The sequence below is a fragment of the Tumebacillus lacus genome (genome assembly GCF_026410385.1).
In the GTDB taxonomy this organism is placed as follows: Bacteria; Bacillota; Bacilli; order Tumebacillales; family Tumebacillaceae; genus Tumebacillus; species Tumebacillus lacus.
This window is the reverse complement of record NZ_JAPMLT010000003.1, coordinates 135,458-160,511: the sequence shown is the minus strand read 5'-3', so window position 1 is coordinate 160,511 and position 25,054 is coordinate 135,458. Positions and strand designations below refer to the sequence as shown.

Annotated in this window: 29 protein-coding genes; 23 read left to right on the top strand and 6 right to left on the bottom strand. The window is 57.6% G+C overall.

All coding sequences use genetic code 11. The features are described from left to right. Positions 1–30: 30 nt before the first annotated feature. The 3 genes from OS242_RS08035 (at position 31) to OS242_RS08025 (ending at position 3,017) form a co-directional block, all read left to right on the top strand. Positions 31–627, top strand: a complete 597-nt coding sequence (locus tag OS242_RS08035; protein ID WP_267151161.1) for a DUF4309 domain-containing protein — start codon at positions 31–33, stop codon at positions 625–627. 159 nt (positions 628–786) lie between these two features. Next, a complete protein-coding gene (locus OS242_RS08030; RefSeq protein ID WP_267151160.1) occupies positions 787–2,010 on the top strand; it encodes a GTP-binding protein in 1,224 nt (407 codons plus the stop codon). Continuing rightward, a complete protein-coding gene (locus tag OS242_RS08025; protein WP_267151159.1) occupies positions 2,007–3,017 on the top strand; it encodes a CobW family GTP-binding protein in 1,011 nt (336 codons plus the stop codon). Before OS242_RS08030 ends, OS242_RS08025 begins: the two co-directional genes overlap by 4 nt. 51 nt (positions 3,018–3,068) lie before the next feature. On the opposite strand, the gene OS242_RS08020 is transcribed toward OS242_RS08025, so the two are convergent. Next, complete coding sequence (locus OS242_RS08020) at positions 3,069–3,668, bottom strand: hypothetical protein (protein ID WP_267151158.1); 600 nt, start codon at positions 3,666–3,668, stop codon at positions 3,069–3,071. A gap of 187 nt (positions 3,669–3,855) precedes the next feature. Here OS242_RS08020 and OS242_RS08015 point away from each other — a divergent pair, with 187 nt between their 5' ends. Beyond that, positions 3,856–4,353, top strand: a complete 498-nt coding sequence (locus tag OS242_RS08015; protein WP_267151157.1) for a hypothetical protein — start codon at positions 3,856–3,858, stop codon at positions 4,351–4,353. Between the two features lie 71 nt (positions 4,354–4,424). Here the strand turns inward: OS242_RS08015 and OS242_RS08010 are convergent, their stop codons facing one another. Continuing rightward, positions 4,425–5,606, bottom strand: a complete 1,182-nt coding sequence (locus tag OS242_RS08010; RefSeq protein WP_267151156.1) for an ornithine cyclodeaminase, nickel-pincer nucleotide-dependent — start codon at positions 5,604–5,606, stop codon at positions 4,425–4,427. 180 nt (positions 5,607–5,786) lie between these two features. Here OS242_RS08010 and OS242_RS08005 point away from each other — a divergent pair, with 180 nt between their 5' ends. Then, positions 5,787–6,875, top strand: coding sequence for an HD-GYP domain-containing protein (locus OS242_RS08005; protein WP_267151155.1), 1,089 nt, complete (start codon positions 5,787–5,789; stop codon positions 6,873–6,875). A 2-nt stretch (positions 6,876–6,877) separates the two neighbouring features. On the opposite strand, the gene OS242_RS08000 is transcribed toward OS242_RS08005, so the two are convergent. Further along, a complete protein-coding gene (locus OS242_RS08000) occupies positions 6,878–7,369 on the bottom strand; it encodes a hypothetical protein (protein WP_267151154.1) in 492 nt (163 codons plus the stop codon). Positions 7,370–7,496: 127 nt separating this feature from the next. On the opposite strand from OS242_RS08000, the gene OS242_RS07995 reads away from it, so the two are divergent. The 8 genes from OS242_RS07995 to OS242_RS07960 all read left to right on the top strand — a co-directional run bounded on the left by OS242_RS07995 (position 7,497) and on the right by OS242_RS07960 (position 13,741). Then, positions 7,497–8,564 carry a bifunctional phosphoglucose/phosphomannose isomerase gene (locus tag OS242_RS07995; RefSeq protein ID WP_267151153.1) on the top strand — a complete coding sequence of 356 codons (1,068 nt, stop codon included), beginning with the start codon at positions 7,497–7,499 and terminating at the stop codon, positions 8,562–8,564. 41 nt (positions 8,565–8,605) lie between these two features. Further along, positions 8,606–8,917: a DUF1294 domain-containing protein gene (locus OS242_RS07990; protein WP_407702100.1), complete on the top strand. Its 312-nt coding sequence runs from the start codon at positions 8,606–8,608 to the stop codon at positions 8,915–8,917. A 98-nt stretch (positions 8,918–9,015) separates the two neighbouring features. Next, entirely contained in the window at positions 9,016–9,906 is an 891-nt protein-coding gene (locus tag OS242_RS07985) for an STAS domain-containing protein (protein ID WP_267151152.1), read from the top strand. Continuing rightward, positions 9,906–10,265, top strand: coding sequence for an STAS domain-containing protein (locus OS242_RS07980; protein WP_267151151.1), 360 nt, complete (start codon positions 9,906–9,908; stop codon positions 10,263–10,265). The genes OS242_RS07985 and OS242_RS07980 overlap by 1 nt, the downstream gene beginning before the upstream one ends. A gap of 2 nt (positions 10,266–10,267) precedes the next feature. Continuing rightward, positions 10,268–10,678 (top strand): anti-sigma regulatory factor, encoded by a 411-nt coding sequence (locus OS242_RS07975; RefSeq protein ID WP_267151150.1) that lies wholly within the window; start codon positions 10,268–10,270, stop codon positions 10,676–10,678. Between the two features lie 69 nt (positions 10,679–10,747). Next, positions 10,748–11,317 carry a SpoIIE family protein phosphatase gene (locus tag OS242_RS07970; RefSeq protein ID WP_267151149.1) on the top strand — a complete coding sequence of 190 codons (570 nt, stop codon included), beginning with the start codon at positions 10,748–10,750 and terminating at the stop codon, positions 11,315–11,317. 78 nt (positions 11,318–11,395) lie between these two features. After that, positions 11,396–12,796, top strand: a complete 1,401-nt coding sequence (locus tag OS242_RS07965) for an amino acid permease (RefSeq protein ID WP_267151148.1) — start codon at positions 11,396–11,398, stop codon at positions 12,794–12,796. Between the two features lie 60 nt (positions 12,797–12,856). Continuing rightward, a complete protein-coding gene (locus OS242_RS07960; protein WP_267151147.1) occupies positions 12,857–13,741 on the top strand; it encodes a YhcN/YlaJ family sporulation lipoprotein in 885 nt (294 codons plus the stop codon). Between the two features lie 56 nt (positions 13,742–13,797). Here the strand turns inward: OS242_RS07960 and OS242_RS07955 are convergent, their stop codons facing one another. The 3 genes from OS242_RS07955 to OS242_RS07945 all read right to left on the bottom strand — a co-directional run bounded on the left by OS242_RS07955 (position 13,798) and on the right by OS242_RS07945 (position 15,276). Then, positions 13,798–13,992: a hypothetical protein gene (locus tag OS242_RS07955; protein WP_267151146.1), complete on the bottom strand. Its 195-nt coding sequence runs from the start codon at positions 13,990–13,992 to the stop codon at positions 13,798–13,800. Between the two features lie 115 nt (positions 13,993–14,107). Next, the gene (gene tatA / locus OS242_RS07950) at positions 14,108–14,275 is read right to left on the bottom strand and encodes a twin-arginine translocase TatA/TatE family subunit (RefSeq protein WP_267151145.1); all 168 of its coding nucleotides are present in this window, start codon (positions 14,273–14,275) and stop codon (positions 14,108–14,110) included. Positions 14,276–14,322: 47 nt separating this feature from the next. After that, complete coding sequence (locus tag OS242_RS07945; RefSeq protein WP_267151144.1) at positions 14,323–15,276, bottom strand: LysR family transcriptional regulator; 954 nt, start codon at positions 15,274–15,276, stop codon at positions 14,323–14,325. Positions 15,277–15,359: 83 nt separating this feature from the next. Here OS242_RS07945 and OS242_RS07940 point away from each other — a divergent pair, with 83 nt between their 5' ends. The 10 genes from OS242_RS07940 to OS242_RS07895 all read left to right on the top strand — a co-directional run bounded on the left by OS242_RS07940 (position 15,360) and on the right by OS242_RS07895 (position 24,895). Then, positions 15,360–15,995: a CAP domain-containing protein gene (locus OS242_RS07940; protein WP_267151143.1), complete on the top strand. Its 636-nt coding sequence runs from the start codon at positions 15,360–15,362 to the stop codon at positions 15,993–15,995. A gap of 83 nt (positions 15,996–16,078) precedes the next feature. Then, positions 16,079–16,684, top strand: coding sequence for a CYTH domain-containing protein (locus tag OS242_RS07935; RefSeq protein ID WP_267151142.1), 606 nt, complete (start codon positions 16,079–16,081; stop codon positions 16,682–16,684). A 194-nt stretch (positions 16,685–16,878) separates the two neighbouring features. Next, positions 16,879–18,045, top strand: a complete 1,167-nt coding sequence (locus tag OS242_RS07930; protein ID WP_267151141.1) for an NAD(P)/FAD-dependent oxidoreductase — start codon at positions 16,879–16,881, stop codon at positions 18,043–18,045. 106 nt (positions 18,046–18,151) lie between these two features. Beyond that, a complete protein-coding gene (locus OS242_RS07925; protein WP_267151140.1) occupies positions 18,152–18,397 on the top strand; it encodes a hypothetical protein in 246 nt (81 codons plus the stop codon). A gap of 88 nt (positions 18,398–18,485) precedes the next feature. Beyond that, the gene (locus tag OS242_RS07920) at positions 18,486–18,776 is read left to right on the top strand and encodes a hypothetical protein (protein WP_267151139.1); all 291 of its coding nucleotides are present in this window, start codon (positions 18,486–18,488) and stop codon (positions 18,774–18,776) included. 346 nt (positions 18,777–19,122) lie between these two features. Next, complete coding sequence (locus OS242_RS07915) at positions 19,123–19,326, top strand: hypothetical protein (RefSeq protein WP_267151138.1); 204 nt, start codon at positions 19,123–19,125, stop codon at positions 19,324–19,326. A gap of 139 nt (positions 19,327–19,465) precedes the next feature. Continuing rightward, positions 19,466–20,749: an EF-P 5-aminopentanol modification-associated protein YfmF gene (gene yfmF / locus OS242_RS07910; RefSeq protein WP_267151137.1), complete on the top strand. Its 1,284-nt coding sequence runs from the start codon at positions 19,466–19,468 to the stop codon at positions 20,747–20,749. Continuing rightward, the gene (yfmH, locus tag OS242_RS07905) at positions 20,742–22,037 is read left to right on the top strand and encodes an EF-P 5-aminopentanol modification-associated protein YfmH (RefSeq protein ID WP_267151136.1); all 1,296 of its coding nucleotides are present in this window, start codon (positions 20,742–20,744) and stop codon (positions 22,035–22,037) included. The genes yfmF and yfmH overlap by 8 nt, the downstream gene beginning before the upstream one ends. Positions 22,038–22,235: 198 nt before the next feature. Continuing rightward, positions 22,236–23,609 (top strand): coproporphyrinogen-III oxidase family protein, encoded by a 1,374-nt coding sequence (locus tag OS242_RS07900; RefSeq protein WP_267151135.1) that lies wholly within the window; start codon positions 22,236–22,238, stop codon positions 23,607–23,609. 14 nt (positions 23,610–23,623) lie between these two features. Continuing rightward, positions 23,624–24,895, top strand: a complete 1,272-nt coding sequence (locus OS242_RS07895) for an MFS transporter (protein WP_267151134.1) — start codon at positions 23,624–23,626, stop codon at positions 24,893–24,895. The last annotated feature ends 159 nt before the right edge of the window (positions 24,896–25,054 follow it).

The window sequence follows — 25,054 nt, the reverse complement described above, 5'->3', positions numbered from 1 at the left end:
AAACTGTCACGTCATGGGGGATTGATCACGATGCGCGCCAACAGAACCACCGCTTTGCTGTCTGTCGTCTGCGCGTGCGCCTGGCTCTTGTCGGGATGCACCGCCGACAAGGAGGGAGCCCGTGCCCTCGATGCGGAGCCGACGCGGCCTTATCACATCTCGACCGGCGGGCTGACGGAGATGGCGGTGCCGCCCGCGCCGTCGACCCGGCCGGACACGTATACCGAAATGGTGCTGCAACTGCACCGGGCCGCAGCAGACGGCAAGGTGATCAACTGGAAATACGCGGTCGACCGCACCACCCTCAGCGACATCATCCGCGACTGGGGGGAGCCGGAGCGAAAAGAGGCGATCGGCCAGGAACGGCTGCTCTCCTACCCGTCGCGCCACGCCGCCTTCCTCGTCTCCCCGGATGACCGGGTGCGGGAGATCCACTCCTTTGAACCGTCGTTAAACGACCTGACGCAGGCGAAAGTCACGTCCGCTCTCCAGTCGCTGACCGGCACTCCGGCAGACGGAGCCGGTCAGCAGGAGATCGCGTATCCGGCGGGAGAGTACCGCCTGCGCTTTGTCTTCAAGGGCGGCGACGAAAACACACCTTTGCAACGCGTGATCGTCTCCCGGTAATCTGACCGCGTCCATGCAAAAAAGAGACCTCGTCCTGGATGGACGAGGTCTCTTTTATTTCGTAACGATTCTTATTTACACGACGTCGGGATCGGGATATAATACCGATATACAATTAAATCGTAAAGATTACGATTTGTATATCAGGGGGAAGAATACATGACCGATACACGTGTGCCTGTAACCGTCTTGAGCGGCTATCTGGGCTCCGGCAAAACGACGTTGCTTAACCATGTGTTGAACAACCGCCAAGGATTGAAAGTGGCGGTGATCGTCAACGATCTCAGCGAGGTCAACGTGGACGCTCAGTTGTTGAAGCAGGGTGGAGGGATCTCGCGAATTGATGAAAAGTTGATCGAGATGTCCAACGGCTGCATCTGCTGCACGCTGCGCGATGATCTGTTGCAAGAAGTGGAGCGCCTCGTCAAGGAAGGGCGCTACGACTATATTTTGATCGAGTCGACCGGCATCGGCGAGCCGGTGCCGGTGGCGCATACCTTCACGTACGTCGATGAGGAGCAGGGCATCGACCTGTCGCAGATCTGCCGCCTCGACACGATGGTGACGGTGGTGGACGCCTACCGGTTCTGGCACGACTTCTCCTCCGGGGAGACGCTGCTCGACCGCCAGCAGGCGACCGGGGAGGAGGACACCCGCGAGGTGGTCGATCTGCTCGTCGATCAGATCGAGTTTTGCGATGTGCTGGTCTTGAATAAATGCGATCTCGTCTCGGAAGAAGATCTCGCTCAATTGGAAGGCGTTCTGCGAAAACTGCAACCGCGTGCCCGCTTCCTTCGTTCGACGCAAGGGGAGGTCGATCCGCATGATATCCTGAACACCGGGCTGTTCGATTTTGATGAGGCGAGCGCTTCGGCGGGCTGGATGCGTGAGTTGGAGAAAGAGCATCATACTCCGGAGACGGAAGAGTACGGCATCTCGTCTTTTGTTTACGCACGGCGCATACCGTTCCATCCGGGGCGATTTACCGCTTGGCTTCATGACTTCCCGGCTGAGGTGGTGCGCAGCAAAGGGATCGTCTGGTTGGCCAGCCGGGAACGCATCGGTCTGCAGCTCTCGCAGGCAGGCCCTTCGATTCAGATCGGCGCGGCCGGTCATTGGGTGGCTGCGCTTGAGGAGGAGTACCGAAAACAAGTGCTGGCAGAGGAGCCCGAGATCTTGGAAGATTGGCACCCGGTCTACGGGGACCGCCATACGGAACTGGTGCTGATCGGTGTCGATCTGGATGCAGAAGCGGTGATCGAGTCGTTGGACGCGTGCCTGTTAACCGAGGAGGAAGCGGCTTCCGACTGGAGCCTGCTCCATGATGATCTCCCGATCATCGAGCAGGAAGAGGACGATGCGCAGGAGGAAGTGTTGGCATGAGCGGCGATACGGTGCAAGTTCCTGTCTATGTCCTGACCGGTTTCCTCGGTGCGGGCAAGACCACCCTGCTTCGTCAATTGTTGCCCGCCTTGCGCGAACAAGGTCAGCGGCCGGTCGTGTTGATGAATGAGTTTGGCTCGATCTCGGTGGATACGCTGCTCTTGCAGGGGGAAAACACGCCGGTGGTCGACATGGTGGACGGCTGTGTCTGCTGCACGCTCAACGGCAGCCTGCCCCAGGCGGTACTGGATACGTTGGATCGCTACCAGCCGGATGTGTTGTTGTTGGAGACGACCGGTGTTGCGGCTCCGCTCGACATCATCGAGTCGCTGCTCGTCCCGGAACTGGTGCAGCGCACGCGCATCGGCGGAATCTACACGCTGGTCAACGCCGAGCGCTTTCCAGTCGAGGTGCTCGGCAGCAACGACCCGAACCCGTTGGAGCTGACGATGCGCGAACAAGTGCGCTACGCCGATGCGTTGCTGATCACCAAGACCGATCTGGTCACGAAGGATCGACGGACGCAGCTGATGGAGGAACTGGGGGGACTTAACGAAAAGGCGAGCCGATTTGAGGTGGTCCACGGAAAGATTGACGCAGCCCGTTTGCTGGCGGTCGGCGCGATGCAGCGCGAACGGCGCGGCCCGGTCAAGCCGAAGGGTTTCACGCGCCGCAAAACAGGGGGCAAAGTCAGCTCCACCCTGCGTGAAAAGCCGACGAGTTTCGGCAATCTGCAGACGTTTCTCTATGAGTTTGCAGGCCCGGTCGACCGTGAACAGTTGTTCCAATGCCTCGCCCAACTCCCCGAAACGGTCCTGCGAGCCAAGGGATTTTTCCTGGATGCGTCGACCGGCCTGTTGTTGGAGTTTCATGCGGCAGGTCCAGGACAATTGTCGGTCGGCATGCAGATGTTTGAGCACGGCCGAGCGTTTGCGCTGCTGATCGGTGAAGACCTGCAAACGGACGTGTGGCGGGAGCGTCTGCAAGCGTGCGAGCAAAGTAAATAAAAAGAGCGTTCCGAAAGCGGGCTTTCGGAACGCTCTTTTTGTGTGGCTGTGTCACACGACCGAGAAGGCCAGTAAAAAGACCGCCAAAATCAACGAGATGACGATCCCAAACAGGAACTGCACCACCAGCGGCGCGAAGATGCCGACGGCCGAGGAGACGCCGAACAGTTTGCGGAGCATGTGCGCGGTCAGGAACAGCGTGTACGCCAGTCCGATGGTGAAGAAGAAGAAATTCATCACGGCGCTTTGGACCGGCAGCGAGATCAGGGTGAACACAAAGGACGGGAACACGGTGTAAGCGTAGGCCATCTTGACTCGCTTGTATGATTCGCGGCGTTCCTCGCGGTCTGCCGGAAGGTGCTTTCTGGCGAACAGGAACATCCCGATTCGGATAAAGAGCACTTGCAGGAAACGCTGCACGAAGAAAAACAAAGGCGGCAGCAACAAGACGAGCACCCATTTGAAATTACCGATGGCGATCACCTGCTTGGAGAGCAACTCATCGGAGACCATCATAAAGGCAAAGTTGATCATGATCAGGACCATCACAAACGAATTGACATGGGACGTTTGATCACGGTCCGGTTGGCTGATGACCTGTTCGATCACCGCGCGCGGGCGAAACAACAGTCCGCCAAGCAATGACAGCACGTGGAAATCCTCCTTCTGCGACTTTCTATCTACCAGTATACCAGCAAAATGGCGACGGATTTCTGCGTTTTGGGGATGTCCAAAAAAATTTTCTCTTGTGAATTGTCAGTCATTTGTGTACTCTTGTAGATAGGGGAAGTTTGCGTCGAAAGGTGTCAGACATCAGGGGAAGCAGGGAGGGCTTTGGATGCGTGTGTTCAGGTGGACGAAACAGATGGTTTTGCTGCTGTGCTGTGCGATGTTGTTCGCCGGGTGCAGCGTGGGAACCGCCTCTCCCATCTATACGAAAGAAACGATCGTAACGACGTTGAAAGAATATGGAGTCTTGGCTCATTATCCGGTCTCTCAAGGCAATGGCAGGCTGCTGTTGAAAGCCAAAGGAGAGCGGCATTTTTTGCAGATCGATTATTTTGATCATTATCGGCTTGACGATGTGTGGGTGGAAGTCTATCTCTATCCGAGCGATACGGAAGCGTACGAAGACAGCCTCGCGCTGCGCAAGATGTTTGAAGAGCGGTTTCGCCATGATGAGAAGATCGCCCGTTTGCAGGGCAAGACATTGGAGCGCTCGCCGCTGCCTTTGTTCCAACACGGCAATTTGATTCTCTTCTCGCCGGGCATCGGCGCGGACGAAGAGATGATGAAACGGATCACCGATACGTTCGGCAAGATCCGGTACGAGTAAGAGCGAACGATAAAAAAGACAACCCGACCTGCGCGAGACGAGGTCGGGTTTTTTTCGGGATGTTTGATCTGTTATTGACCTTCCAGCACATTCAGCTCGCGGTTCAGCCCTTCGACGAACAGCCCGGCATCGGTGACGACGCCTGTCGCTTGCGTGGAGCCGCGGTCGACGAGCTTGGAGACGACGGCCGGGTTGATATCGACGCAGATCGTCTTGCAGGTGGCCGGGATCATGTTGCCGGTGCCGATGGCGTGCAGCATCGTCGAGATCATGATCACCATGTTGGCGTTTTGCACCAGATCGGAGTACTCGGTCTGTGCTTGGATCAGGTCCATGCGGGTGTCGGGCAACGGACCGTCGTCGCGGATCGACCCGGCGAGCACGAACGGCACATCGTGTTTGACCATCGTGTACATGATCCCCGATGTCAACTCGCCCGCTTCGACCGCTTCTTTGATCGAGCCGTGGTAGCGGATGCGGTTGATGGCGACGAGGTGGTGGCGATGACCGTGCGGTACGGCGACCGCCGTGTCGGTGGAGACGCCGAGCGACGTTTTGAAAAACGCGTTCTCGATGTCGTGGACGGCCAGCGCGTTGCCGGTCAGGAGTGCCTGTACATAGCCTTTTTCGATCAGACCGCAAAACGCGCTCATGCCGCCGGTGTGGACGATGCCAGGGCCTGCCACAAACACGATGCGGCCGCCCGCTTGGCGGATGTCATGCATCTCTTTGGCGATCTTGCGGATGATGACCGGCACCTGACGCTCGGAGGAGACCTCGGAGGTCATGAAGCCAAACTCCTTGTCCACGGCGTTTGGCACCTGCATCACGGCGATCCGCACGCCGTCGTGTCCGACGACGACCTGCTCGCCGGCCGACACGTCGCGCATCAGCGTGCAGACGGCACGGTCACCGACCAGTTTGACGCAGCCGTCCATGCGCAGCCGCTCGACCTGCTGCCAACGGCCATCGCGGAAGATGAACGTCGGATAGTTGGAAGTGGAGTGGAAATCGTTCGGGACGACGCCGTCCTTCGGCGCGGCCTCCGTTTTCAAGTCGGTGGAAAAGAGGCGGGTGCAGCCTCTGTCGATCAACTGCCGGGTCAGCTCTTCGATGTGCTCCGGCGCGTGGTAGACGGAGAAGCGGAACGGTTTGTGATTTTCGATCTCAAACGCTCCGCCGGCACCTGCAACGATCTCTTCCAGTTCGGTCAGATTCGGCGATTCGACTTCGAATTCTTCATGTATGTACATCAGTTGTGCCCCTCCTTAGGGAATGTCGCGGGATACAAGATCATTATACAAGAAATCAAACAAGATGGACTTTTTTGAACTTGTCAAAATTTGTTGAATGATGGCAGGGTTTTTCTCTTGGCCGCCGAATTGAAACAGGGCAGGCCATCTATTTCGGAAAGAGTGAGGGTGAACAGTCAGATGCATGTCATGTCGACAGGTTCTCTCCAAGCGGGCCAAAAGCTTGGGAAACCGATCTACACCAGCAGCGGAAATGTCCTGCTCGCGGCAGGCAAGGAACTGAGCGAAGCGATGATCCAGCGCTTGGTCGCCCTTGGCATCACGCAGGTGTACGTGCAGGACCCGCGCACCGACGATATCGAAATCCGCGACGCGGTCAGCGAAGAGACGCGCAACCGGTCGGTCAAGGTGGTCTACGAGTCGTTCTCGCAGATGATCGAGGCGCGCAAATGGAAGCGCACGATCGCCAATCCGCGGCTCGGGCGGGAGTTTCGTTCCGCATTCGAAGACATCCTGTACGACCTGCAATCGAACAAACAAGTGATGATCCAGTTGTCGAGCATCTATACGACAGACAATTACCTATACAGCCATTCGGTCAACGTCGGGATCTACTCGGCGGCGCTCGGCATGGCACTCGGTCTCGGACGCGATGCGCTGATCGACCTTGGCATCGGCGCGATGCTGCACGACATCGGCAAGACGCAGATCCCCTTTGAGATCCTCGACAAGCCGGGCAAGCTGACCGACGAGGAATACGCGATCATGAAGACGCATTCGCAGGTCGGCTATGAGATACTCAAAGAGCATCCCGACATCCCGCTGCTCTCGGCGCACTGTGCGCTGCAACATCACGAGCGGCTGGACGGCAGCGGCTACCCCCGTCAGCTCAAAGAAGATCAGATCCATCTATACGGACAGATCGTCGGCATCGCCGACGTCTATGATGCGCTGACCACCAACCGCGTCTATCGCAAGGCATTTCTGCCGCATGAAGCGCTGGAGATGCTGTTCACGACGACCGGGCAGTTCGACAGCGAGTTGATCCGCAAATTCCACGACAACGTGGCGATCTACCCGCTCGGGCTGATCGTGCAGCTCTCCTCCGGCGAGACCGCTGTCGTCGTCGACATCAACACCAAATATCCGCACCGCCCGATCATCCGGGTGCTCAAAGGTGCGGACGGTGTGGACATCAAGGTGCCGTACGAGATCGATCTCTCGTCAAACCTCAACGTGACGATCACCGGGTGCGAGCAGATTTTGTAATCCTACGATTCATTTATTCCGTCGTCGCTCCGGCGGTTCTTCGTCACTTTGATCACCAATGGATCGCGGTCGGTCGGCCGGATCATCGTCGCTTGCTCCTGCCCTTGCAGGAGCTTTTGTATTTCTTCGGAGGCACCGCTCTTGGCCATCTCGTACCAGGCGTAAAGGGGACGCTCCGTCCCGTAGTGGAGGCGTTGGCGAACGCGGCGGAACGGCCAGAGCTCACAGCCGCCGACGAGGACGCTGGAGTCGTGGATGTCCTCTTCGTCCAGCCGCCACTCGCCGCCAAGGGAGCGGACGGTCGTTTCTCCGAGGTAGGCGCCCACCGACAGCACGAGGCTCTGTACATCGTGCTGCCGACCCGGCTCGTCCAGCAGGGCGGACAACAGGCGGTCGACTTGCCGGATGCTCGCCTCGCTGTAGTCGAGCCCGACCTCCTGCGGCACCTGCGCGACGAAGATGCCGGCGATATCTGCAAAGATCTGCTGACTCATCGGAAAACACTTCCTTTCTGGTAGTGTCAGTGTATCACATTCCTTTCATGCAAGGGCGGGGCATCACATATGGTTAGAGAGATCAGATAGCCAAGTAATGCCTGCATGCATAAAGGGAGGGAGTCGAATGCGTGACCTGTATTTGGATGATCCGGTTCGACTGCGTGAAACGGACAGCTCCGACATGCTCGGGGCGATCTACGGGCTGCCGGACCAACTGCCGGCCGCGCTGGCGTACACGCGGACTCAAGGGGTGCGGCTCCGGACGGAAGGGCTGCTCCAGATCGTGATCACCGGTCTTGGCGGTTCGGCGGCCGGGGGCGATCTGTTGCGCGGCTATGCGGCCGCCGCTTGCAAAGTACCGATCTTCGTCAACCGCCAGTACGAACTCCCGGCATTTGTCGGGCCTGCCACCTGTGTGATCGCCGTCTCCTACTCCGGCAACACGGAGGAGACGCTGGCCGCCTATGAGGAGGCGCGGGCACGCGGGGCCCAGACGGTGGTGATCACCGGCGGCGGCGAACTGTTGCGCCTTGCCGAGCGGGACAGCGTGCCGCACGTGGTCGTGCCGACCGGACTGCAGCCGCGTGCCGCGCTCGGCTACCTGTTCGTGCCGGCCCTGCTTATGCTTGCCGACAGCGGATTGATCCCGGAGGTCGACGAGGAACTGAGTGAGACGGTCGAGGTGCTGCACCGTCTGCGGGGCCTGCTCGCACCGGACACGCCGACCGCTCATAATCCTGCAAAGCAGATCGCCTGTCACCTGCACGGCAAGATCCCGGTCATCCACAGCACCGCCGGACTGACCGAAGCGGCCGCCTACCGCTGGAAGACGCAGATCAATGAAAATGCCAACTCGCCCGCCTACGCGCACGTCTACCCGGAACTCAACCACAACGAGATCGTCGGCTTCGACGTGCCGGGAGCGGCGCTGGAACTGATCCGCGTGATCACGCTGCGGGCGCGCGACCTGCATCCGCGCATCGGCAAGCGGATTGAGATCACGACGCAGGAGCTGCTCGGCCCCTGCAACGGAGTCGAGGTGCGTGCGGAGGGAGAGTCTCCGCTCGCCCAATTGTTCTCTCTGCTCTATGTGGGGGAATATCTGTCGGCCTATCTGGGACTGTCCTATGGGATCGACCCGACGCCGGTACAGAAAATCGAACAATTAAAGAGGAGATTGGCGGAAGGATAGGGAATTAAGTATCGACATCACGAGGACGAGGAGTGACCGCTATGTGGACGGCGAACGGATTGATGCTCTTGCTGTTTCTGCTGTCGCTTTTGAACCTGTGGGGATTTGTCCTGATGGGCCTCGACAAGCGAAAGGCGAAACACAAGCGCTGGCGTGTGCCCGAGCGCGTCTTTTTCCTGATCGCGCTGCTGGGCGGAGCGGCCGGCGTGTGGCTTGGGATGGCCGTATGGCGTCACAAGACCCGGCATCTCTCGTTTCGCATCGGCATACCGGCGCTCCTGTTCGGTTGGATCTGCGGCATGATCTGGTTTTTGCGTGCGTATTCCGCCGATCTGTGGGCTGTCGCTTCTTGACGACCGCCAGAGGCAGATACAGGCTGTAAATGGATGGCCCCGTCCGCATACGGGGCTTTATTTTTCAAGCAATATCGAGTTGGAACGGAGGACTGGAGATGGATCATTTCAAATCTCTCCGCACCATCGTCGCGGACCGTGAATCGATCGTGACCGAATGGATGGCGCAGTTGGCAGCTGAAAGGCATGAACTGCACGAACTTCTCGGAAGCGAGTATATACGTCAACAGAGCGAGACCCTCTTGATCGAGTTTCCCCGTTTGACAGTACCCGGCACCGCGTCACCCGACCGGGAGAGGGACTCTTATGAAGGCGTTTCGCGCTGGTTGCAAAACATCTCGTTGCGCACGGCGCAGCACGGGGGCAGCCCCCATACCTTTATGCCGTATCTGCTGCGGCTCAAGGCGATCATCTCGGAGCGTGTGAAGGATCACCCGGAGATGACGATGCAGGATCTGTACGACGGACTGACTGCGCTGGATCGGGTTTTTGATCGCATCAATCACTTGTATTATGATTTTTACCTCAACCGACGCGAACAGGTGATCAAGGCGCAGGCGTTGGCGATCCAAGAGCTGTCTGCACCGGTGATACAGGTGTGGAACGGCATCCTCGCCCTGCCGCTGATCGGCGCCATCGACACCCAGCGGGCCAAGGGGATCATGGAAAATTTGCTGCGCGAGGTCGTGCGCACCAAATCGCCGCATGTGATCATTGACATCACCGGCGTGCCGATCGTCGACACGGGCGTCGCGGAACGGCTGATCAAGACGGTCGAGGCCGCCCGCCTCGTCGGAGCGGAGTGCGTGATGACCGGCATCCGTCCGGAAGTGGCGCAGACGCTGGTGATGCTCGGCGTCAACCTCGGCGACATCGTCACCAAGGCGACTCTTCAGGCAGGACTCTCCTACATCCTGCAACGCATCAGACAGGGTGAGCAAGAAGCGGCGTTTGCCGACACTAAAATTTTGGAAGAGAGTGTTTCGTGATGCAAGTGCCGATCTTACGAATGAACGATGTGTTGATCGTGACGCTCGGTGAAGACATCACCGATGAAGAGGCGATCTCGATCAAACACGATATCCTGGTGCGCATCAAAGAGACAGAATGTGAAGGTCTCCTGATCGATATCTCCGTCGTCGACCTGATCGACAGCTTCATGGGCCGTGTGCTCAACGAGATCGCCGAGATGGCGCGCCTGATGGGCAGCCGTACCGCGATCACCGGGATGAGCCCGCAGGTGGCGATCACGATGGTGGAACTCGGTTTGAAACTGGAAGGGGTCTATACGGCGTTGACGGTGGAGCGTGGTTTTGAGTGGCTGAAAAACCAGAAGACGGGAGCGTAACCATGCAGGAGACAATACAGATCCTCAGTGAAGCGGACGCGATCGTTGCCCGTCAGCGCGGTCGAGAAATCGCCCGCACCCTCGGTTTCTCCATCGTGGATCAGACCCGTATCGCCATCAGCATCTCCGAACTGGCCCGCAATATCATCTTGTACGCAGGCACAGGTGAAGTGCTGATCACAGATCTGGTCGCCGGCTATGATGACATCGGGATCGAAGTGATCGCCGCCGATAACGGACCTGGCATCTCGGACCTCAACCTCGCGCTTGTTGACGGGTACTCGACCTCCAACGGGCTTGGGATGGGGTTACCCGGCACCAAGCGTCTGATGGATGAGTTTTCCATCGACACCACACCGGGAGTGGGCACGCGCATCACGATCCGCAAGTGGCTGCACAGCCGGCATTTTTAGGGAGGAGGGGCCACGATTAAGATCGGGGTAGTCGTATCCCCTCTGGAAACTTACTGCGGGGATGGTTATGTGATCCGGCCCTATGGGGACCACCGGACGCTGATCATGGTCATCGACGGTTTGGGACATGGGCAGAAGGCAAAGGAAGCCACCGACACGTTGCGCGAGCTGGTGGAAACGGCGCAGGTGATGCCGTTGACACAGTTGTTGCTGTGGTGCCATGAACGGATGCGCCGCACGCGGGGAGCCGCAGTGGCGGCCCTCGTGCTGGATTCGATCCGCAAGACGGTCACATACAGCGGCGTTGGCAACATCTCGCTCTACCATGCGCCGATTGACGGGGGACAAGTATCGGCCAAACGGATGGTGAGCGGCATTTTGGGCTATCGCAGCGTGCAGCCGCAAGAGCGGGTGATCCTCTACGGCGAAGGCGACCGGTTTTTGTTTCACACCGACGGGTTGAACGGCGGCGTCAGCGTGATCTCGCGCCTATGGCATGAACTGCCGATCCGAATGGCCCGAAAAGCGGTCGAGCAGTTTGCCAACCGGGTCGACGATGCGCTGGTGCTCGTCGTGCAGACGGGCAACGGAGTGCCGGATATCAGCGAAGAAATGTGGAAGGCTCCTTTGGAGGAGTGAACGGTGAAGAACGGTGGATACTACTGAGAGTAGTGTTGACCGTTTTTTTGTGTCCGCTAAAAAGGAGGAGTCGCTCTCATGAATCTGTTTCGCACCAAAAGCATCGAAGAACTGATCCGCACCAGCAACCAAGGCGAGACGTTAAAACGCGCTCTGGGAGCGTTTGACCTCACCTTGCTCGGCATCGGTGCGATCATCGGCACCGGTATCTTTGTCCTCACCGGGCAAGGGGCGCTGACCGCAGGGCCGGCCCTGATCCTCTCCTTCATCCTCGCGGGTCTGGCCTGCGGATTTGCCGCGCTGTGCTATGCGGAGTTTGCTTCGACGGTGCCCGTCTCCGGGTCTGTCTACACGTACACCTACGCGACGATGGGGGAGTTTCCGGCTTGGGTGATCGGCTGGGACTTGATCTTGGAGTATGCGCTCGCCGTCAGTGCCGTCTCGGTCGGCTGGTCGGGCTATTTCCAATCGCTGATCAGCGGTTTTGGCCTGCGCGTGCCCGCGGCGTTGTCTGCCGCACCGGGGGCGGTCAAAGGCGTCACGACCTTTTTCAATCTCCCTGCCGCTTTGATCGTCCTCCTGATCACGTTCCTGCTCTCGCGGGGCGTGCGCGAGTCGACCCGGATCAACAACATCATGGTCGTGATCAAAGTGGCCGTCGTGCTTCTGTTCATCGTCGTCGGCGTCGGCTACGTGCAGCCGGAGAACTGGCAGCCGTTCATGCCGTTTGGCGTCAACGGCATCTTTCAAGCGGCCGCCTTGGTCTTCTTTGCTTTCATTGGCTTTGATGCGGTGGCCTCGGCAGCGGAGGAAACGCGCGACCCGGCACGCGACCTGCCCCGCGGCATCCTCTGGTCGCTGGCGATCTGCACGCTGCTCTATGTGATCGTCTCTGCGATCATGACCGGGATCGTGCCGTACCCGCAGTTTGAGGGCGTGGATCACCCGGTTTCGCTCGCGCTGCAGGTCGCCGGTCAAAACTGGGTCGCCGGCTTTATCGATCTCGGCGCGATTCTCGGCATCACCACCGTGCTGCTCGTGATGACGTACGGTCAGACGCGGATCTTTTTCGCGATGTCCCGCGACGGTCTGCTCCCGAAAATGTTCTCGACCGTCCATCCCAAATACCGCACGCCGTACGGTTCGACGTGGATGGTCGGCACCGTCTCGGCGCTGGTCGGCGGACTGGTGCCGCTCGGACAGCTCGCCGAGTTGGTCAACATCGGCACCTTGGCCGCTTTCACCTTGATCTCGATCGCGGTGCTAGTGTTGCGCCGCACGCGCCCGGAACTGCCGCGCGCGTTTCGGGTGCCGGGTTCGCCGGTCGTGCCGCTGTTGGCGGTGATCTTCTGCGTATTTCTGATGTTGCAACTGGCCTGGCTGACGTGGGCCGCCTTCGTGATCTGGCTGTTGATCGGCCTTGTGATCTACTTCGTCTACTCCCGCCATCACTCGAATCTGAACCGGCCAAGTCGATAGAAAGCGTTCACTCGGGCGATACTACTGACGAAATCATTCCTGATCGAAAGAGGTGTCACCATGCGGGCGATGAAAACGATCGCGCTCGGTCTGGCCGTCGTGATGCTGTCGGCCACCTTAAGCGGGTGCGGGGTGATGCGCACGCCATACGAGCGAGCGAAGATTCAAGAGCAGGGCGGTACCGCCAAGAAGAAAGAAGAAGGCGGCGAAGCGAAAGGCGGCGAGGGCGGCAAAGGCTCCGACGTCACGTCGGCCAGCGCAGGTCCCAAGCAAAAAGCGGAAGCGAAAAAGAAGGCGGAAGACAAAAAGCCTTCCACGCCGGGCCGCGCGGAGACGATGGCAGAAAAGCGCGAGCGCGTAAAAGGGCAAGGCCTGATCTACGTTCTGCCCGACATGAGACCGGAGCCGAACGTCGCGGGCACGGCGGAGGACAAGCCCAAAGCACTGCCCAAACCGAAAAGCAACTACAAAGCAGAATCCCAAAACAAGCTCAAACCGGGTCCGTCCGAGACGCTCACCGCCAAAGACAAACCGGAAAAGATCCTCGCCGATCAAAAGCCGCATCTGCTCTACAACGCCTACATCTCCGGCGAAGTGAGCAAGGTTGAAGGTGTGGAAAGCAGCACCGTGCTGATCGACGATGAACACAACGCCTATGTATCGCTTTCGACCGGCAACGAGAAAAAATCGGAAAGCGGCGAGAAACCGCCGGTCAAGAAAAACGAATCCCTGAAAGTCAGATCGGAAGGCGAGATCCAAGAAGACCTGCAGGAAAAAGTCGCGACCAAAGTGCGAAGCCTTGATCCCCTGGTCGAGACGGTGCATATCACCAACAACCCGGAGCACGTCAAAAGCTTTTCCCGCTACGCCACGCAGATCACAAAGGGCGACATCAACCTGAACACCCATGCGCTGGCCGAACATATCCAAGATATCTGGAATTAAAAAAAGGCCGTGTCCCGCAACCACTCCGGGAACACGGCCTTTTTGCGTGCAGAGAGTTAAAACTCGGTCGCTTCCGAGTACGGAAGCCCGGCATAGCCTTGCGCCGTCAAGTTGCGCATCGCCCGGTCGACCATCGTCACCGGCACGTCCAACTCCCGCGCCACATCGATCACCGACTCCGGTGTCTCCCCGGCCTGCAACCGCTGCAGGACGTACGACTCAATGTTGCGTTGCAACTCACGCTGATCCATCGCTACCCCACCCTTTCTGCACTCGTGTCTTTCCTAGCATCCCCCGAAGTGTGCGCGGGTCATGCAGGAGCAGCGGCCAGTAAAAAAGACCGCTTCTTTCCGGAGAAAGAAGCGGTCATTTTTTGGTGTCCGAATCGTCGGCGATGTCTTTGACCGAGTCTTTAAACTCGCGCAGACCGCGGCCCAGCGACCGGCCGATCTCCGGAAGTTTGCTTGGGCCAAAGACGATCAAGGCGATCACCAAGATCAGGATCAATCCGGGAAATCCGATGTTTGACAGCATCTCGCGCACTCACCTCCAAAGGGGCGTACACGAAATAGGGTCGGCCATCACGCGGTCGGATATGCATAGGAATGGACGAGCGACGTAAACTCTGCCACCGCCCGCGTTTGAAACTGTCCGGGCCGCTCCATCACCCACAGGGGGCGAGAGAACGTGAACCCGGGCACGAGCAACCGCTTCAGCGTGCCGAACGACTCCTCTTTGCGGATGCACCACTTGGAGAGGATCGTCAGTCCCATCCCGGCCTCGACCGCTTCCTTGATCGCCTGCGTCGAGCCAAACGCGTACATCTTCGTCGGTTGCACCCCGAGCGAGCGCAGCACTTCTTCGGCGACCACCCGCGTCCCTGAGCCGGCCTCGCGCAGCACAAACGACTCGCGAGCCAGATCGGCGACGGTGATCGACCCTTTGGCTGCCAAGGGATGATCGCCAGGTGCGATCAGCAGCATCTCGTCTTCCAAAAAGGGAGTCAGCGTCAACGTCTTGTGTGCAAAGCGGCCTTCGACCAATGCCGCGTCCAGCCGGTGATCGAGCGCCATCTCACCGATCTCCTCGGTGTTGGCGATCATCATCTCCACCTCGACCTCGGGGTAGAGCTTCGTATACTCGGCGAGCAGTTGCGGCAAGATATACTCCCCGATGGTCAGCGTCGCCCCGATCGTCATGCGGCCGGTCACCCGTCCGGAGAGATCGTCGACCGCCCCTTTGGCGGCTGCCGACAGTTCCAAGATGCGCTTGGCATAGGGCAGGAGCGTCTCTCCGGAGCGGGTCAGCTCAACCCGCTTGGACGTGCGCTCAAACAATTTGCTTCCGTAATATTCCTCCAGCGAGTGGATCTGTTGCGAAATCGCAGGCTGGGTCAACGACAGAGCTTCAGCGGCGCGGGAGAAATTTTTCTTGTCCGCGACCGTTACAAATACGAGCAGATGCATCGGCGTCACAAGCAGGACACCTCCTATCGGCGCACGGCCTTGATATTCCCATTGTACCAGAGATTCCATGATGATTCTCCCTGCCGTGCGAGCAAACTAGTTCTGTCGTTCAGGCACTGACAAGAACGACGACACAAAGGAGGAGTCATTCGATGAAAAAGTGGATCACGGGTTGCCTGACCTCGCTGGTACTCGGTGCATCGTTGCTTCTTCCTTCATTTGCGACGCCGGCACACGCCGAATCGTCGACCGTCTACACCGTCCAGCGCGGGGACAGCGTCTGGAAGATCGCCGTCCGCTACCATGTCGGCGTGGCGGAGATCGCAACGGCCAACCACCTGAAAAACCCCAACCTGATCTACCCCGGTCAAAAGCTGGTCATCCCGCTGCTCGATCCGAAAGTGGACGAGTTCCAAAACCGGGTCGTTCAACTGACCAACGCCGAGCGGGCCAAACACGGTCTGCGTCCGCTGAAGTTGAACTGGGAACTGCAACGCGTCGCGCGGATCAAGTCGGAGGACATGCGCAACAAAAACTACTTCGACCACACCTCGCCGACGTTCGGCTCTCCGTTCGCGATGATGAAAAACTTCGGCATCCAGTACTCGACGGCAGGCGAGAACATCGCGGCCGGCCAAACCACCCCGGAAGCGGTGGTCAAATCGTGGATGAACTCGCCGGGCCACCGCGCGAACATCCTCAAGGCGGAGTACACCCAGATCGGCTGCGGCGTGGCGTTTGGCGGCAGTTACCGCTACTACTGGACGCAGCAGTTCATCCGTCCGTAGGCCAGCAAGGGAAAAAGCCAGCGCGGGGGGAGCCCCTGTCGCTGGCTTTTTGCTACAATGGGAACAGAGGGGGAATCCACCAGATGGCGATTGAAACCGAAGTTAAATTTCGCATGGAAAAAGCGGCGTGGACCGCGATCAAAGCCGACTATGAGCGCGACCACACCGTCGGTCATATCGAAGAGCAGACCAACCAGTACTACCATGACACCAAAGGACGGATCAACGAGCGCCGGATCGGCCTGCGCCTGCGCCGGATGGAGGGCAAAAGCGTCCTGACGATCAAAGGCGACTCCCCGGACGGGATCAAGCGCGAAGAGATCGAGGAGACGTACCCGGCTGCCACCGACTCCTTGCCGCCGGACAGCCCGGCTTTGCAAGCGTTGCTGGCGCGGGTCGGCATCGCTTATGACGACATCGTGCCGCAGGTGATGATGACCACCCGCCGCACCGTCTTTCATTTGCAGGAAGCGGGCTTTGCGGCAGAAGTCTGTTTTGACGACGTTTCGATCCTCGACACCTGCCGTGAGCACAAACTGTTCGAGATCGAGTTTGAACTGGTCAGCGGCGACGAATCCCGCCTCTTTGAGATCGTCGACGCGTTCCACAGCCGCTACGGCGAACAGGTCGAACGCTCCGGCGTGTCCAAGCTGGCCTACGCTTTGAATCTCGTGTCTTGCCGCGAATAACCGCGCTTCGACAAATATCTACAATATTCAGTCAAATACAAAAAAGTACTATCATAGCACATTCGCTTTGCTCCCCACAAGTTGCCCCCTTACGGATTCACAAAAAAGCTACAAATTTCGTTGACGTGAGACACAAATTTGCTAGAATAGGAATATCAAGTTTGTGAAATTCGACACAATTAGGGTGGGGAAACATGGCGAAAAAAGTTGTTGTTTTGGGAGCGGGTTATGCAGGGCTCGTAGCCGCGCTTGAACTGAACAAATTGACGACCGCACAGGAAGTTGAGATCATCCTTGTTAATAAACATGAATATCACCAGTTGATCACCCAACTTCACGAGCCGGCATCCGGCGCGAAGAAGGACGAGGACATCATGATCTCGATCAACTCGATCCTCGGCAACAAGAAGATCAAGTTTGTGAAAGACACGGTGGAAGCGATCGACAAAGAAGCCAAGGAAGTCACCCTCGGACACGGCAAGCTGTCCTACGACTACTTGATCGTGGCGCTGGGCTCCGACACCGAGTTCTTCGGCATCCCGGGTCTGAAGGAGTACTCCTTCACCATGAAGTCTGTCAACCAGGCAAACCGCATCCGCGAGCACATCGAGACCTGCTTCGTGCGTTACAAGTCGGAGAAGAAAGACAACCTGCTGACGTTCGTCGTCGGCGGCGCAGGCTTCTCCGGCATCGAGCTCGTCGGCGAGCTGGCTGACAAACTGCCGGAACTGGCTGCCAAGCACGGCGTGCCGGCATCGGCAGTCAAGATCCTCAACGTCGAAGCAGCTCCGATGATCCTGCCGGGCTTTGACGAAGACCTCGTCAAATTTGCCAAAGAGAGCCTCGAAGCTCGCGGCGTCAAGTTTGTCATCGGTTGCCCGGTCGTTCAGGTCGAGCCGGGCAAGGTACACCTCAAGACTGGCGATGTGATCGAGACCGAGACGATGATCTGGACCGGCGGCGTGCGCGGCGTTCAGCAAGTCATCGACGCAGGCTTTGAGACCGAACCGCGCGGCCGCGCGAAGGTCGACGAGTACATGCGCGCCATCGGCCACGAAGACGTTTGGATCATCGGCGACTCCTGCTTCGTGCTCTCTCCGGAAGGCCGTCCGTACCCGCCTACCGCACAGATCGCGACCCAGATGGGTGAAAACGCGGCGGTCAACCTGTACGCGACGATGAAGCACATCAAGAAAGAAGAGTTCAAGCCGGTACTGCTCGGCGCGATCGCTTCTCTCGGTCGCAAGCACGCGATCGGCAAGCTCGGCTCCAAGATGAAGTCGACCGGCTGGCTCGCCTACCGCGTCAAAGACGCTTCCAAATACCGCTACCTCGCCAAGATCGGCGCCCTCTTGAAATAACGTTTCCCAAAAGGAGTCTTGCATGTCACACGCGGCTGCAGGGCTCTTTTTGCCTTGATCGGACATACTACCTACATACAGCATGGGATGAAAGGATGACACACACATGGCGAACAACGACGGCAAGAAACTGAACGTCTACACGATTGACAGCTGGAACCAAATGAACATCCACCAACACGGACGACGTTATGTCGTCTCGGAGATCAACTCCTTTGAAGGCGAGTTCACCCACGATTTTGCTTCGCAATACGAGATGATCCGTTGGGCGGAACACCGCTTCTCCGACAAAAACACCGAGTTCACCCCGGAGCAGCGGGAAGAAATTCTCGCGAAGTTCCGCCGCGCGTAACAGAGTTCCGCATCCGCCTATCGCGCATGTCCCTCCTCTTTCATAAGGTATAGCAGGAACTCAACCTGCAGGAGAGGGGGGAACCCAAATGATGGTGGCACTCTCTGGTTGGATGCTCTACACGATGTATGCGGTGCTGGGCCTGATCGGTCTGAACGTGCTGGCCGGCATGTATCGCGCGCTGATGAGCAATACTTTTTCTCTGAGCCTCGTCCCGAACTTCCTCGGCGACATGTTGCATACCGTTCTGCCGCTGATGATCCTCGCCGGCGCCCAAACGTACGATCCGACGGGATGGATCGCTTTGATCGCCTACTATGTGGCCGGGGTCGGTTTGATCTGGCGCTATCTGATGGAGATCAAGGGCAAGTTCTGGTAATTTTATCACGAAAGAAAACGCCTTCCTAAATCGGGAAAGGCGTTTTTTTATTGATTCATAATCAAACTTGTCCCTTCGTATATCTGTACAAAGAAAGCAACGGAGGAGGTCAGTGGCTTAGGAAAAATTGTAAAATAGGTCTTTCGTCCCATAGAGTTAATTTAGGAAGCGATGTAGACTGGTAGGTAAAATAGAATATGTTTTCAGAAAATTGAATTGACGTGTTCCTGATCTGGTCACTTGAGGTGACCACCCTGACTACGCGTGCAAACGGTCGCATCTGAGCCAAGTTGCACGGATGGAGGAGGTTGTGTCCATGTTTCAGTGTCCTGCCTGTGGTGAACTTATGGAAATCTTGACGAATTACCATTGTCAAGCGCAGCACGGCATGAGCAAGAAGGAACTGATCGCACACTACGGGGCGCCGAAGTACGTGTCCCCGACGATGAGTCGGGAAGTGCAAAACTGGATCAAGGAATCCACGATCATCTCAAGAGTCGACTTCGATGTCGCCCAAGCGGCTGCCCGCAACCTTGTGAAGCGCAGCTGAGAGCGACTTGTATACAGGGAAACCTCTGCACACCGGCAGGGGTTTTTTGCATCCCCCTCATTTTACAGGTAACATAGGATATACTAAGTACAAAATATACCAATCACCCTGACCGCGAGGGCGAAAGGATGGGGATATCATGAAGACGTTTCAAACGCGTGAAGAACGAGGCATCAGCGTCCACGTCCTGCCTACGCAGATGTTCAAAAAAAGCTCGATCGTCGTCACGCTGACGACCGATCTGCAAGAGGAGACCGCTGCGCCGACCGCCTTGCTGCCGTACGTGCTGATGCGCGGCTCCGAGCAGTATTCTACCCCGGAGAAGCTCCAGATGGCGCTTGACGATCTGTACGGCGCCGCACTGTCCGGCACCATCGACAAAAAAGGCGAGCGTCACGTCGTTGATTTTACGATGCAGGTCCCGAACGAAAAGTATCTCAGCACCGATGAGCCTTTGTTTGAAAAAGCGCTCGGCATCCTGTCTGACGTGATCATGAAACCGCTCACCGAAAACGGTGCGTTTCTCGCCGAGAACGTCAAAGCGGAGATCGACCAGCACAAAAAGCGCATCAACGCCGTGCTCGACGACAAAATGTCCTACGCCAACCTGCGCTGCCTGCAGGAACTGACCAAAGGCGAGCCCTACAGCATCCCGCGCCTCGGCCGCGAAGAAGAATTGGCAAAGATCGACGGCAAAACGCTCTATGACCGTTACCAACAGCTGCTCAAAACAGCGCCCATACATATCTATGTCATCGGCGACGTCGATCCGGAACAAGTCTATCAGCACATGTTCGAGACGTTCAACATGGAACGCGAACCGGTCACCGAGTTCCGCCCGGTGCAGATCCTGCACGAAGCGCGCACAGAACGTCAGGTCGTCGACCGCCTCGACGTCAATCAAGGCAAGCTGAACATCGGCATGTGGACGAACGTCGAGATGCCGTCTGACGATTATCCGGCGCTGGTGGTCTTCAACGGCATCTTCGGCAGCTACCCGCACTCCAAACTGTTCGTCAACGTCCGTGAAAAGCACAGCCTCGCCTACTACGCCACCTCGCGCATCGATCCGCTCAAAGGCGTGCTGTACGTGATGTCGGGCGTCGAAGTGAGCCATTTTGAAAAAGCGCTGACGATCATCAAGGAGCAGCTCGACGCGATGCGCCGCGGCGAGATCAACGACGAAGAGTTTTCGTTCACGATCTCCTCGCTGGTCAACGACTACCGCACGGCGGGCGACTCGGCGACCGGTGCTGCGGACATGCACCTGAACGGGCTGATCGCAGGCCGGGTCCGCACCCGCGAAGAGATGATCGAAGCGTTCCAAAAAGTCACCGTCGATGATGTCGTGCGCATCGCCAAAGGCGTCGTGCTCGACACCGTCTACATGCTGCGAGACAAGGGGGGAGAAGCCCATGCATGAGATTCGCAATGAGCAACTGCAACTGGCCGCCTATCACGAACAGATCGAAAACGGACTGGACGTGTACGTGATTCCCAAACCGGGATTTGCCCAGACGTTCGCTCTGTTTACCACCAAATACGGATCCATCGACCGGGAGTTTGTCGTGCCCGGCGAGACCGAACGCACCGTCGTGCCGGACGGCATCGCCCATTTCCTGGAACACAAGATGTTCGAGCAGGAGAGCGGCGAAGACGTGTTCAACCTGTTTGCCAAATACGGCGCCTCGCCGAACGCCTTCACGTCGTTTGACATGACCGCCTATCTGTTTTCGTCGACCATCGCCGTGAAGGAAAACCTCGACATCCTGCTCAACTACGTCCAGGACCCGTATTTCACCGACGAAAACGTCGAAAAAGAAAAAGGCATCATCGGTCAGGAGATCCGCATGTACGACGACAACCCGGGCTGGGTGGTCTATTTCAACCTGCTGCGCGGGTTCTACAAACAGCACCCGATCAACATCGACATCGCCGGCACCGTCGAAAGCATCTCGAAGATCACCAAAGAGACGCTCTACAAGTGCTACAACACGTTCTATCACCCGAGCAACATGAACCTCGTCATCGTCGGCGACGTCGACCCGGCGGCGATCCATGCCGCCGTGCGCGACAACCAAGCGCAAAAAGACTTCACCCGTCAGCCGGACATCCAGCGCCTGCTCCCGGAAGAAGGGGAGGAAGTCGCGGAACCGCGCGTGCAAGTGGAGATGGTCGTCTCGATCCCGAAAATCAACTTTGGCTACAAAGACATCAAGAGCTCCAAACTGAAGGGCAACGACCTGCTCGTCAACGAGTATGCGACGGCCATCGGTCTGGAGGCGTTGTTTGGCAAAAGCTCGACGCTGTTCAACCGCCTCTATGAGAGCGGCTTGGTCGACAAGCAGTTCGGCTGGTCGTACGACGTAACGCCCTTCTACGCCCATTCCGTCTTTGGCGGCAACTCCCCGGAGCCGGAAAAGCTGCTGGAGGCGATCACCGCTGCTTTCGCAGAAGCGGCGGATACAGGCATCTCGGCGGAAGACTTTGAACGGGCCAAACGCAAGCTGATCGGCCAGTCGCTGTCCGACCTCGACTCGCCGCGCGCGATCTGCCGCCAGTTCTCCGCCTACAACCTGCGCGGGATCGACTATTTCGAGACGGTGCCGGTGTTGGAGAGTCTGACGCTGGATCAGGTCAATCAGCGTCTGCGTGAACATCTGCGCCCGGAATGCTTCTCCGCTTCGCTGGTCCTGCCGAAAAAGCATTAATCATGCGGTTAAACAATGATCAACCACGATACCTTATGGGTGTCGTGGTTTTTTAAATTATTTTTTCAAATTGGTGATATCCGTCTGCTCATCGTTGTATAAATGGTAATGCAAAGGGAGTTGAAAACAGCAAGAAATTAAAAATTCCCAATTTTACCAATATAAAAACAACAAGTGAACAGAGGGGGCCCTATCACAATGCTCGATGGTCAAAAGCGTGAACTGCCGTACAAAAAACTGCCCAGCATGTGGAACTATCTGTACCCGTTTATCAAGGACATTCCGGAGCCGGCGGCACGCGTGACGCAGTTCCTTTCGCAGTCGGACGCCTATCGCCCCGGCAAGAAAGCGCTCTACGTGCACATCCCGTTCTGCGACACGATCTGCACCTTCTGCCCGTTCATCAAGTCGACCGCGTATCAAGAAAAGCTCGAACCGTACGTCAACGCTTTGATTAAAGAGTTGAAGATGATTGGATCGTCTCCGTACATCCAACAGTTCGAACTGGGCTCGATCTACGTCGGAGGCGGCACGCCGTCGGTGCTGACGCCGGATATGATTACACGCTTAACTTCAACGATCCGCGAAAACTTCAAGCTGGCTGACGACTATGAGTGGACGTTCGAGGTGGAAGCCAAGAGCGCGACGGAAGATAAATTTAAGGCGATGGCAGCGGGCGGGATCAACCGGATCTCCTTCGGGGTGCAGACGTTCGACCCGGAGTACCGCAAGATCTTCAACCTGACCGCTACGCTCGACGAAGTGCGCAACGTCCGCAACATGGCGGAGAAATATTTCAAAGCGTACAACATGGACCTGCTCTACCAACTGCCGGGTCAGACGCTCGAACGCCTGCAGCAAGACCTCGATCAAGCGAAAGAGCTCGGCTGCACCTCGTTTGACGCGTACCCGCTGGAGTATCTCGTCACCGCCAAAGGGTTCCTCAACCTGATCAAAAACGGCAAGATCGAGATGCCGCCGTCGGCCAATGACAAGTTGGAGATGCAAGAGCACATCCGCCGGTGGGCACTGGAAAACGGCTATGAGCAAAACTACATCTACACCTTCACCCGCTCGGATGCCAAGCACAAGTCCTGGGTGTTCGGCGAGACGATCTACGGTGTCTACGAAGACGAGTACATCGGCTGCGGCCAAGCGGCAGGTTCCTACCTCGCCGGGATGGCGCACAACAACCACGTCACCACCGACGCGTACATCCACGCGGTCGAGGCGGGCGAACTGCCGGTCATGCAGGCGTACGATTACCACGCGATGGAAAAAGGCTTGATCTACTTCCCGAAAAAGATGACGCTCTCGCTCGACTACCTGAACTCGATCAAAGACCGGATCGACCCGTTCTACCTCGACAAACTGGCGGAGTTTGAATCGCTCGGCCTGGTCCGCAAAGAGGAGAACCAACTGGTGCTCACCGAGGAAGGCAAAAAATATTACATGTTTATGATGGTCGAACTGCTCCCGGCCGACCAGCGCGAGATCTACATGGGCTACGTGACCCGCGCGCAGGAAGACCGCCAGTGGCATGAAAATCTGGAGCTGATCTCCGTCGAGTAGGGAGGGTGCCGCCCATGTCTGCACAAACAGCGGGGGAGCAACTGCCTTCCCCCTTTAAAAATCGCAATTTCACCTATCTCTACCTCGGTCAACTCGTCTCCCAGTTTGGCGACTGGTTCAAGACGATCGCTCTGATCGGCATCGTCTACGGGCTCAATCCTTCCGCCGGTTCGGTGGGCGGCATGTTTATCGCCAGCGTCCTGCCGGTGCTGTTCGGCGGCATCTTCCTCGGCCCTCTGGTCGACCGCTGGAACAAAAAGCACCTGATGATCTGGGTGGACATCATCCGTTTCGTGTTTACGCTCGGCATCATCTGGGGCACGCAGATCGAATCCTTGTGGGTGATCTACGGCTGCATCGCGGCGGCGAGCTTTGTCTCCTCCACGTTTGCTCCGGCCCGCTCGTCAGTGATCCCGGAGATCCTCAACGAGAAAAATCTGATCCAAGCCACCTCGTCGTTTGCCTTGCTCACCTCGACGACGATGGTGGTGGCGAGCGCCCTCGGCGGACTGCTCGCCGACTGGGTCGGCGTGCTGGCGATCCTGTACTTTGACGCCTTCTCGTATCTCGTCTCCGCCGTCTTTATCGGGATGATGAAATACACGCCGCGTCCAAAGCCTGCCGGTGCAGCGCGCGTGCCGTATCTGAAGCAGGTGAAGGAAGGCATCGACTTTGTCCGCTCCCGTCCGCAGCTCGTCAGCGTGTTCTGGTTGCAAGCGTGGCGCGACTTCTGCCTCGGCTTTGTCTACATTCTGTTCTCGCTGTACGTGCTCAACGAGCTGGATAAAGGCAACACGGGCATTGGGATCGGCTACTCGGTGACGGCGATCGCCTACGTGATCGGCGCGTGGTACATCAAGCGACGCTTCAAGAGCAAGCCGTTTGATGACACCGCTTTCTTCAAGATCTACTTCCCGTTCAACATGCTGTACGGCATCGGCCTTGGCGTGATGTTTTCGATCCAAAATTGGTACCTGTTCCTGACGGTGTTGCTCGTCGCGAACATCTTCCAATCGGGCGTCAACGTCATCACCGAGACGTCGCTGATGACCTATTCGAAACCGGAAGTGCGCGGCCGCGTCTTTGCTTCCTGGCTGTCGATGTCGCGCCTCGCCTACGGGATCTCGCTGCCGCTGTTCTCGGCGATCGGCGGATTTATCCCCAGCCATTACGGCGGCTACCTGTTGACGGTGATCTGCGTGGTCTCGTCAGGGGTGCTGTTCCTCTGGCTGAAAGGCAAATTGCAAACGCAAAAAGAAGACGCGAGTACTCTGACAAGGGGGTGACATCATGCGCGAGTGGATCGTTGTGGTTGAAAACTAATCAGAAGTCGGTCCGAGCGTTCGGGATCTCGTGACTACATATGTCGGTTGAGGAGGTGTTTTGGATGCGCGAGTGGATCATCGTGGTGGAGAACTAAGAGGCCTGGTGTGTCGTTGTTCGCT

Coding starts and splice junctions, on each gene's coding strand:
- OS242_RS08035 (WP_267151161.1), top strand. CDS start 31: ATGCGCGCCAACAGAACCACCGCTTTGCTGTCTGTCGTCTGCGCGTGC.
- OS242_RS08030 (WP_267151160.1), top strand. CDS start 787: ATGACCGATACACGTGTGCCTGTAACCGTCTTGAGCGGCTATCTGGGC.
- OS242_RS08025 (WP_267151159.1), top strand. CDS start 2,007: ATGAGCGGCGATACGGTGCAAGTTCCTGTCTATGTCCTGACCGGTTTC.
- OS242_RS08015 (WP_267151157.1), top strand. CDS start 3,856: ATGCGTGTGTTCAGGTGGACGAAACAGATGGTTTTGCTGCTGTGCTGT.
- OS242_RS08010 (WP_267151156.1), bottom strand. CDS start 5,606: ATGTACATACATGAAGAATTCGAAGTCGAATCGCCGAATCTGACCGAA.
- OS242_RS08005 (WP_267151155.1), top strand. CDS start 5,787: ATGCATGTCATGTCGACAGGTTCTCTCCAAGCGGGCCAAAAGCTTGGG.
- OS242_RS08000 (WP_267151154.1), bottom strand. CDS start 7,369: ATGAGTCAGCAGATCTTTGCAGATATCGCCGGCATCTTCGTCGCGCAG.
- OS242_RS07995 (WP_267151153.1), top strand. CDS start 7,497: ATGCGTGACCTGTATTTGGATGATCCGGTTCGACTGCGTGAAACGGAC.
- OS242_RS07990 (WP_407702100.1), top strand. CDS start 8,606: ATGTGGACGGCGAACGGATTGATGCTCTTGCTGTTTCTGCTGTCGCTT.
- OS242_RS07985 (WP_267151152.1), top strand. CDS start 9,016: ATGGATCATTTCAAATCTCTCCGCACCATCGTCGCGGACCGTGAATCG.
- OS242_RS07980 (WP_267151151.1), top strand. CDS start 9,906: ATGCAAGTGCCGATCTTACGAATGAACGATGTGTTGATCGTGACGCTC.
- OS242_RS07975 (WP_267151150.1), top strand. CDS start 10,268: ATGCAGGAGACAATACAGATCCTCAGTGAAGCGGACGCGATCGTTGCC.
- OS242_RS07965 (WP_267151148.1), top strand. CDS start 11,396: ATGAATCTGTTTCGCACCAAAAGCATCGAAGAACTGATCCGCACCAGC.
- OS242_RS07960 (WP_267151147.1), top strand. CDS start 12,857: ATGCGGGCGATGAAAACGATCGCGCTCGGTCTGGCCGTCGTGATGCTG.
- OS242_RS07955 (WP_267151146.1), bottom strand. CDS start 13,992: ATGGATCAGCGTGAGTTGCAACGCAACATTGAGTCGTACGTCCTGCAG.
- tatA (WP_267151145.1), bottom strand. CDS start 14,275: ATGCTGTCAAACATCGGATTTCCCGGATTGATCCTGATCTTGGTGATC.
- OS242_RS07945 (WP_267151144.1), bottom strand. CDS start 15,276: ATGGAATCTCTGGTACAATGGGAATATCAAGGCCGTGCGCCGATAGGA.
- OS242_RS07940 (WP_267151143.1), top strand. CDS start 15,360: ATGAAAAAGTGGATCACGGGTTGCCTGACCTCGCTGGTACTCGGTGCA.
- OS242_RS07935 (WP_267151142.1), top strand. CDS start 16,079: ATGGCGATTGAAACCGAAGTTAAATTTCGCATGGAAAAAGCGGCGTGG.
- OS242_RS07930 (WP_267151141.1), top strand. CDS start 16,879: ATGGCGAAAAAAGTTGTTGTTTTGGGAGCGGGTTATGCAGGGCTCGTA.
- OS242_RS07925 (WP_267151140.1), top strand. CDS start 18,152: ATGGCGAACAACGACGGCAAGAAACTGAACGTCTACACGATTGACAGC.
- OS242_RS07920 (WP_267151139.1), top strand. CDS start 18,486: ATGATGGTGGCACTCTCTGGTTGGATGCTCTACACGATGTATGCGGTG.
- OS242_RS07915 (WP_267151138.1), top strand. CDS start 19,123: ATGGAAATCTTGACGAATTACCATTGTCAAGCGCAGCACGGCATGAGC.
- yfmF (WP_267151137.1), top strand. CDS start 19,466: ATGAAGACGTTTCAAACGCGTGAAGAACGAGGCATCAGCGTCCACGTC.
- yfmH (WP_267151136.1), top strand. CDS start 20,742: ATGCATGAGATTCGCAATGAGCAACTGCAACTGGCCGCCTATCACGAA.
- OS242_RS07900 (WP_267151135.1), top strand. CDS start 22,236: ATGCTCGATGGTCAAAAGCGTGAACTGCCGTACAAAAAACTGCCCAGC.
- OS242_RS07895 (WP_267151134.1), top strand. CDS start 23,624: ATGTCTGCACAAACAGCGGGGGAGCAACTGCCTTCCCCCTTTAAAAAT.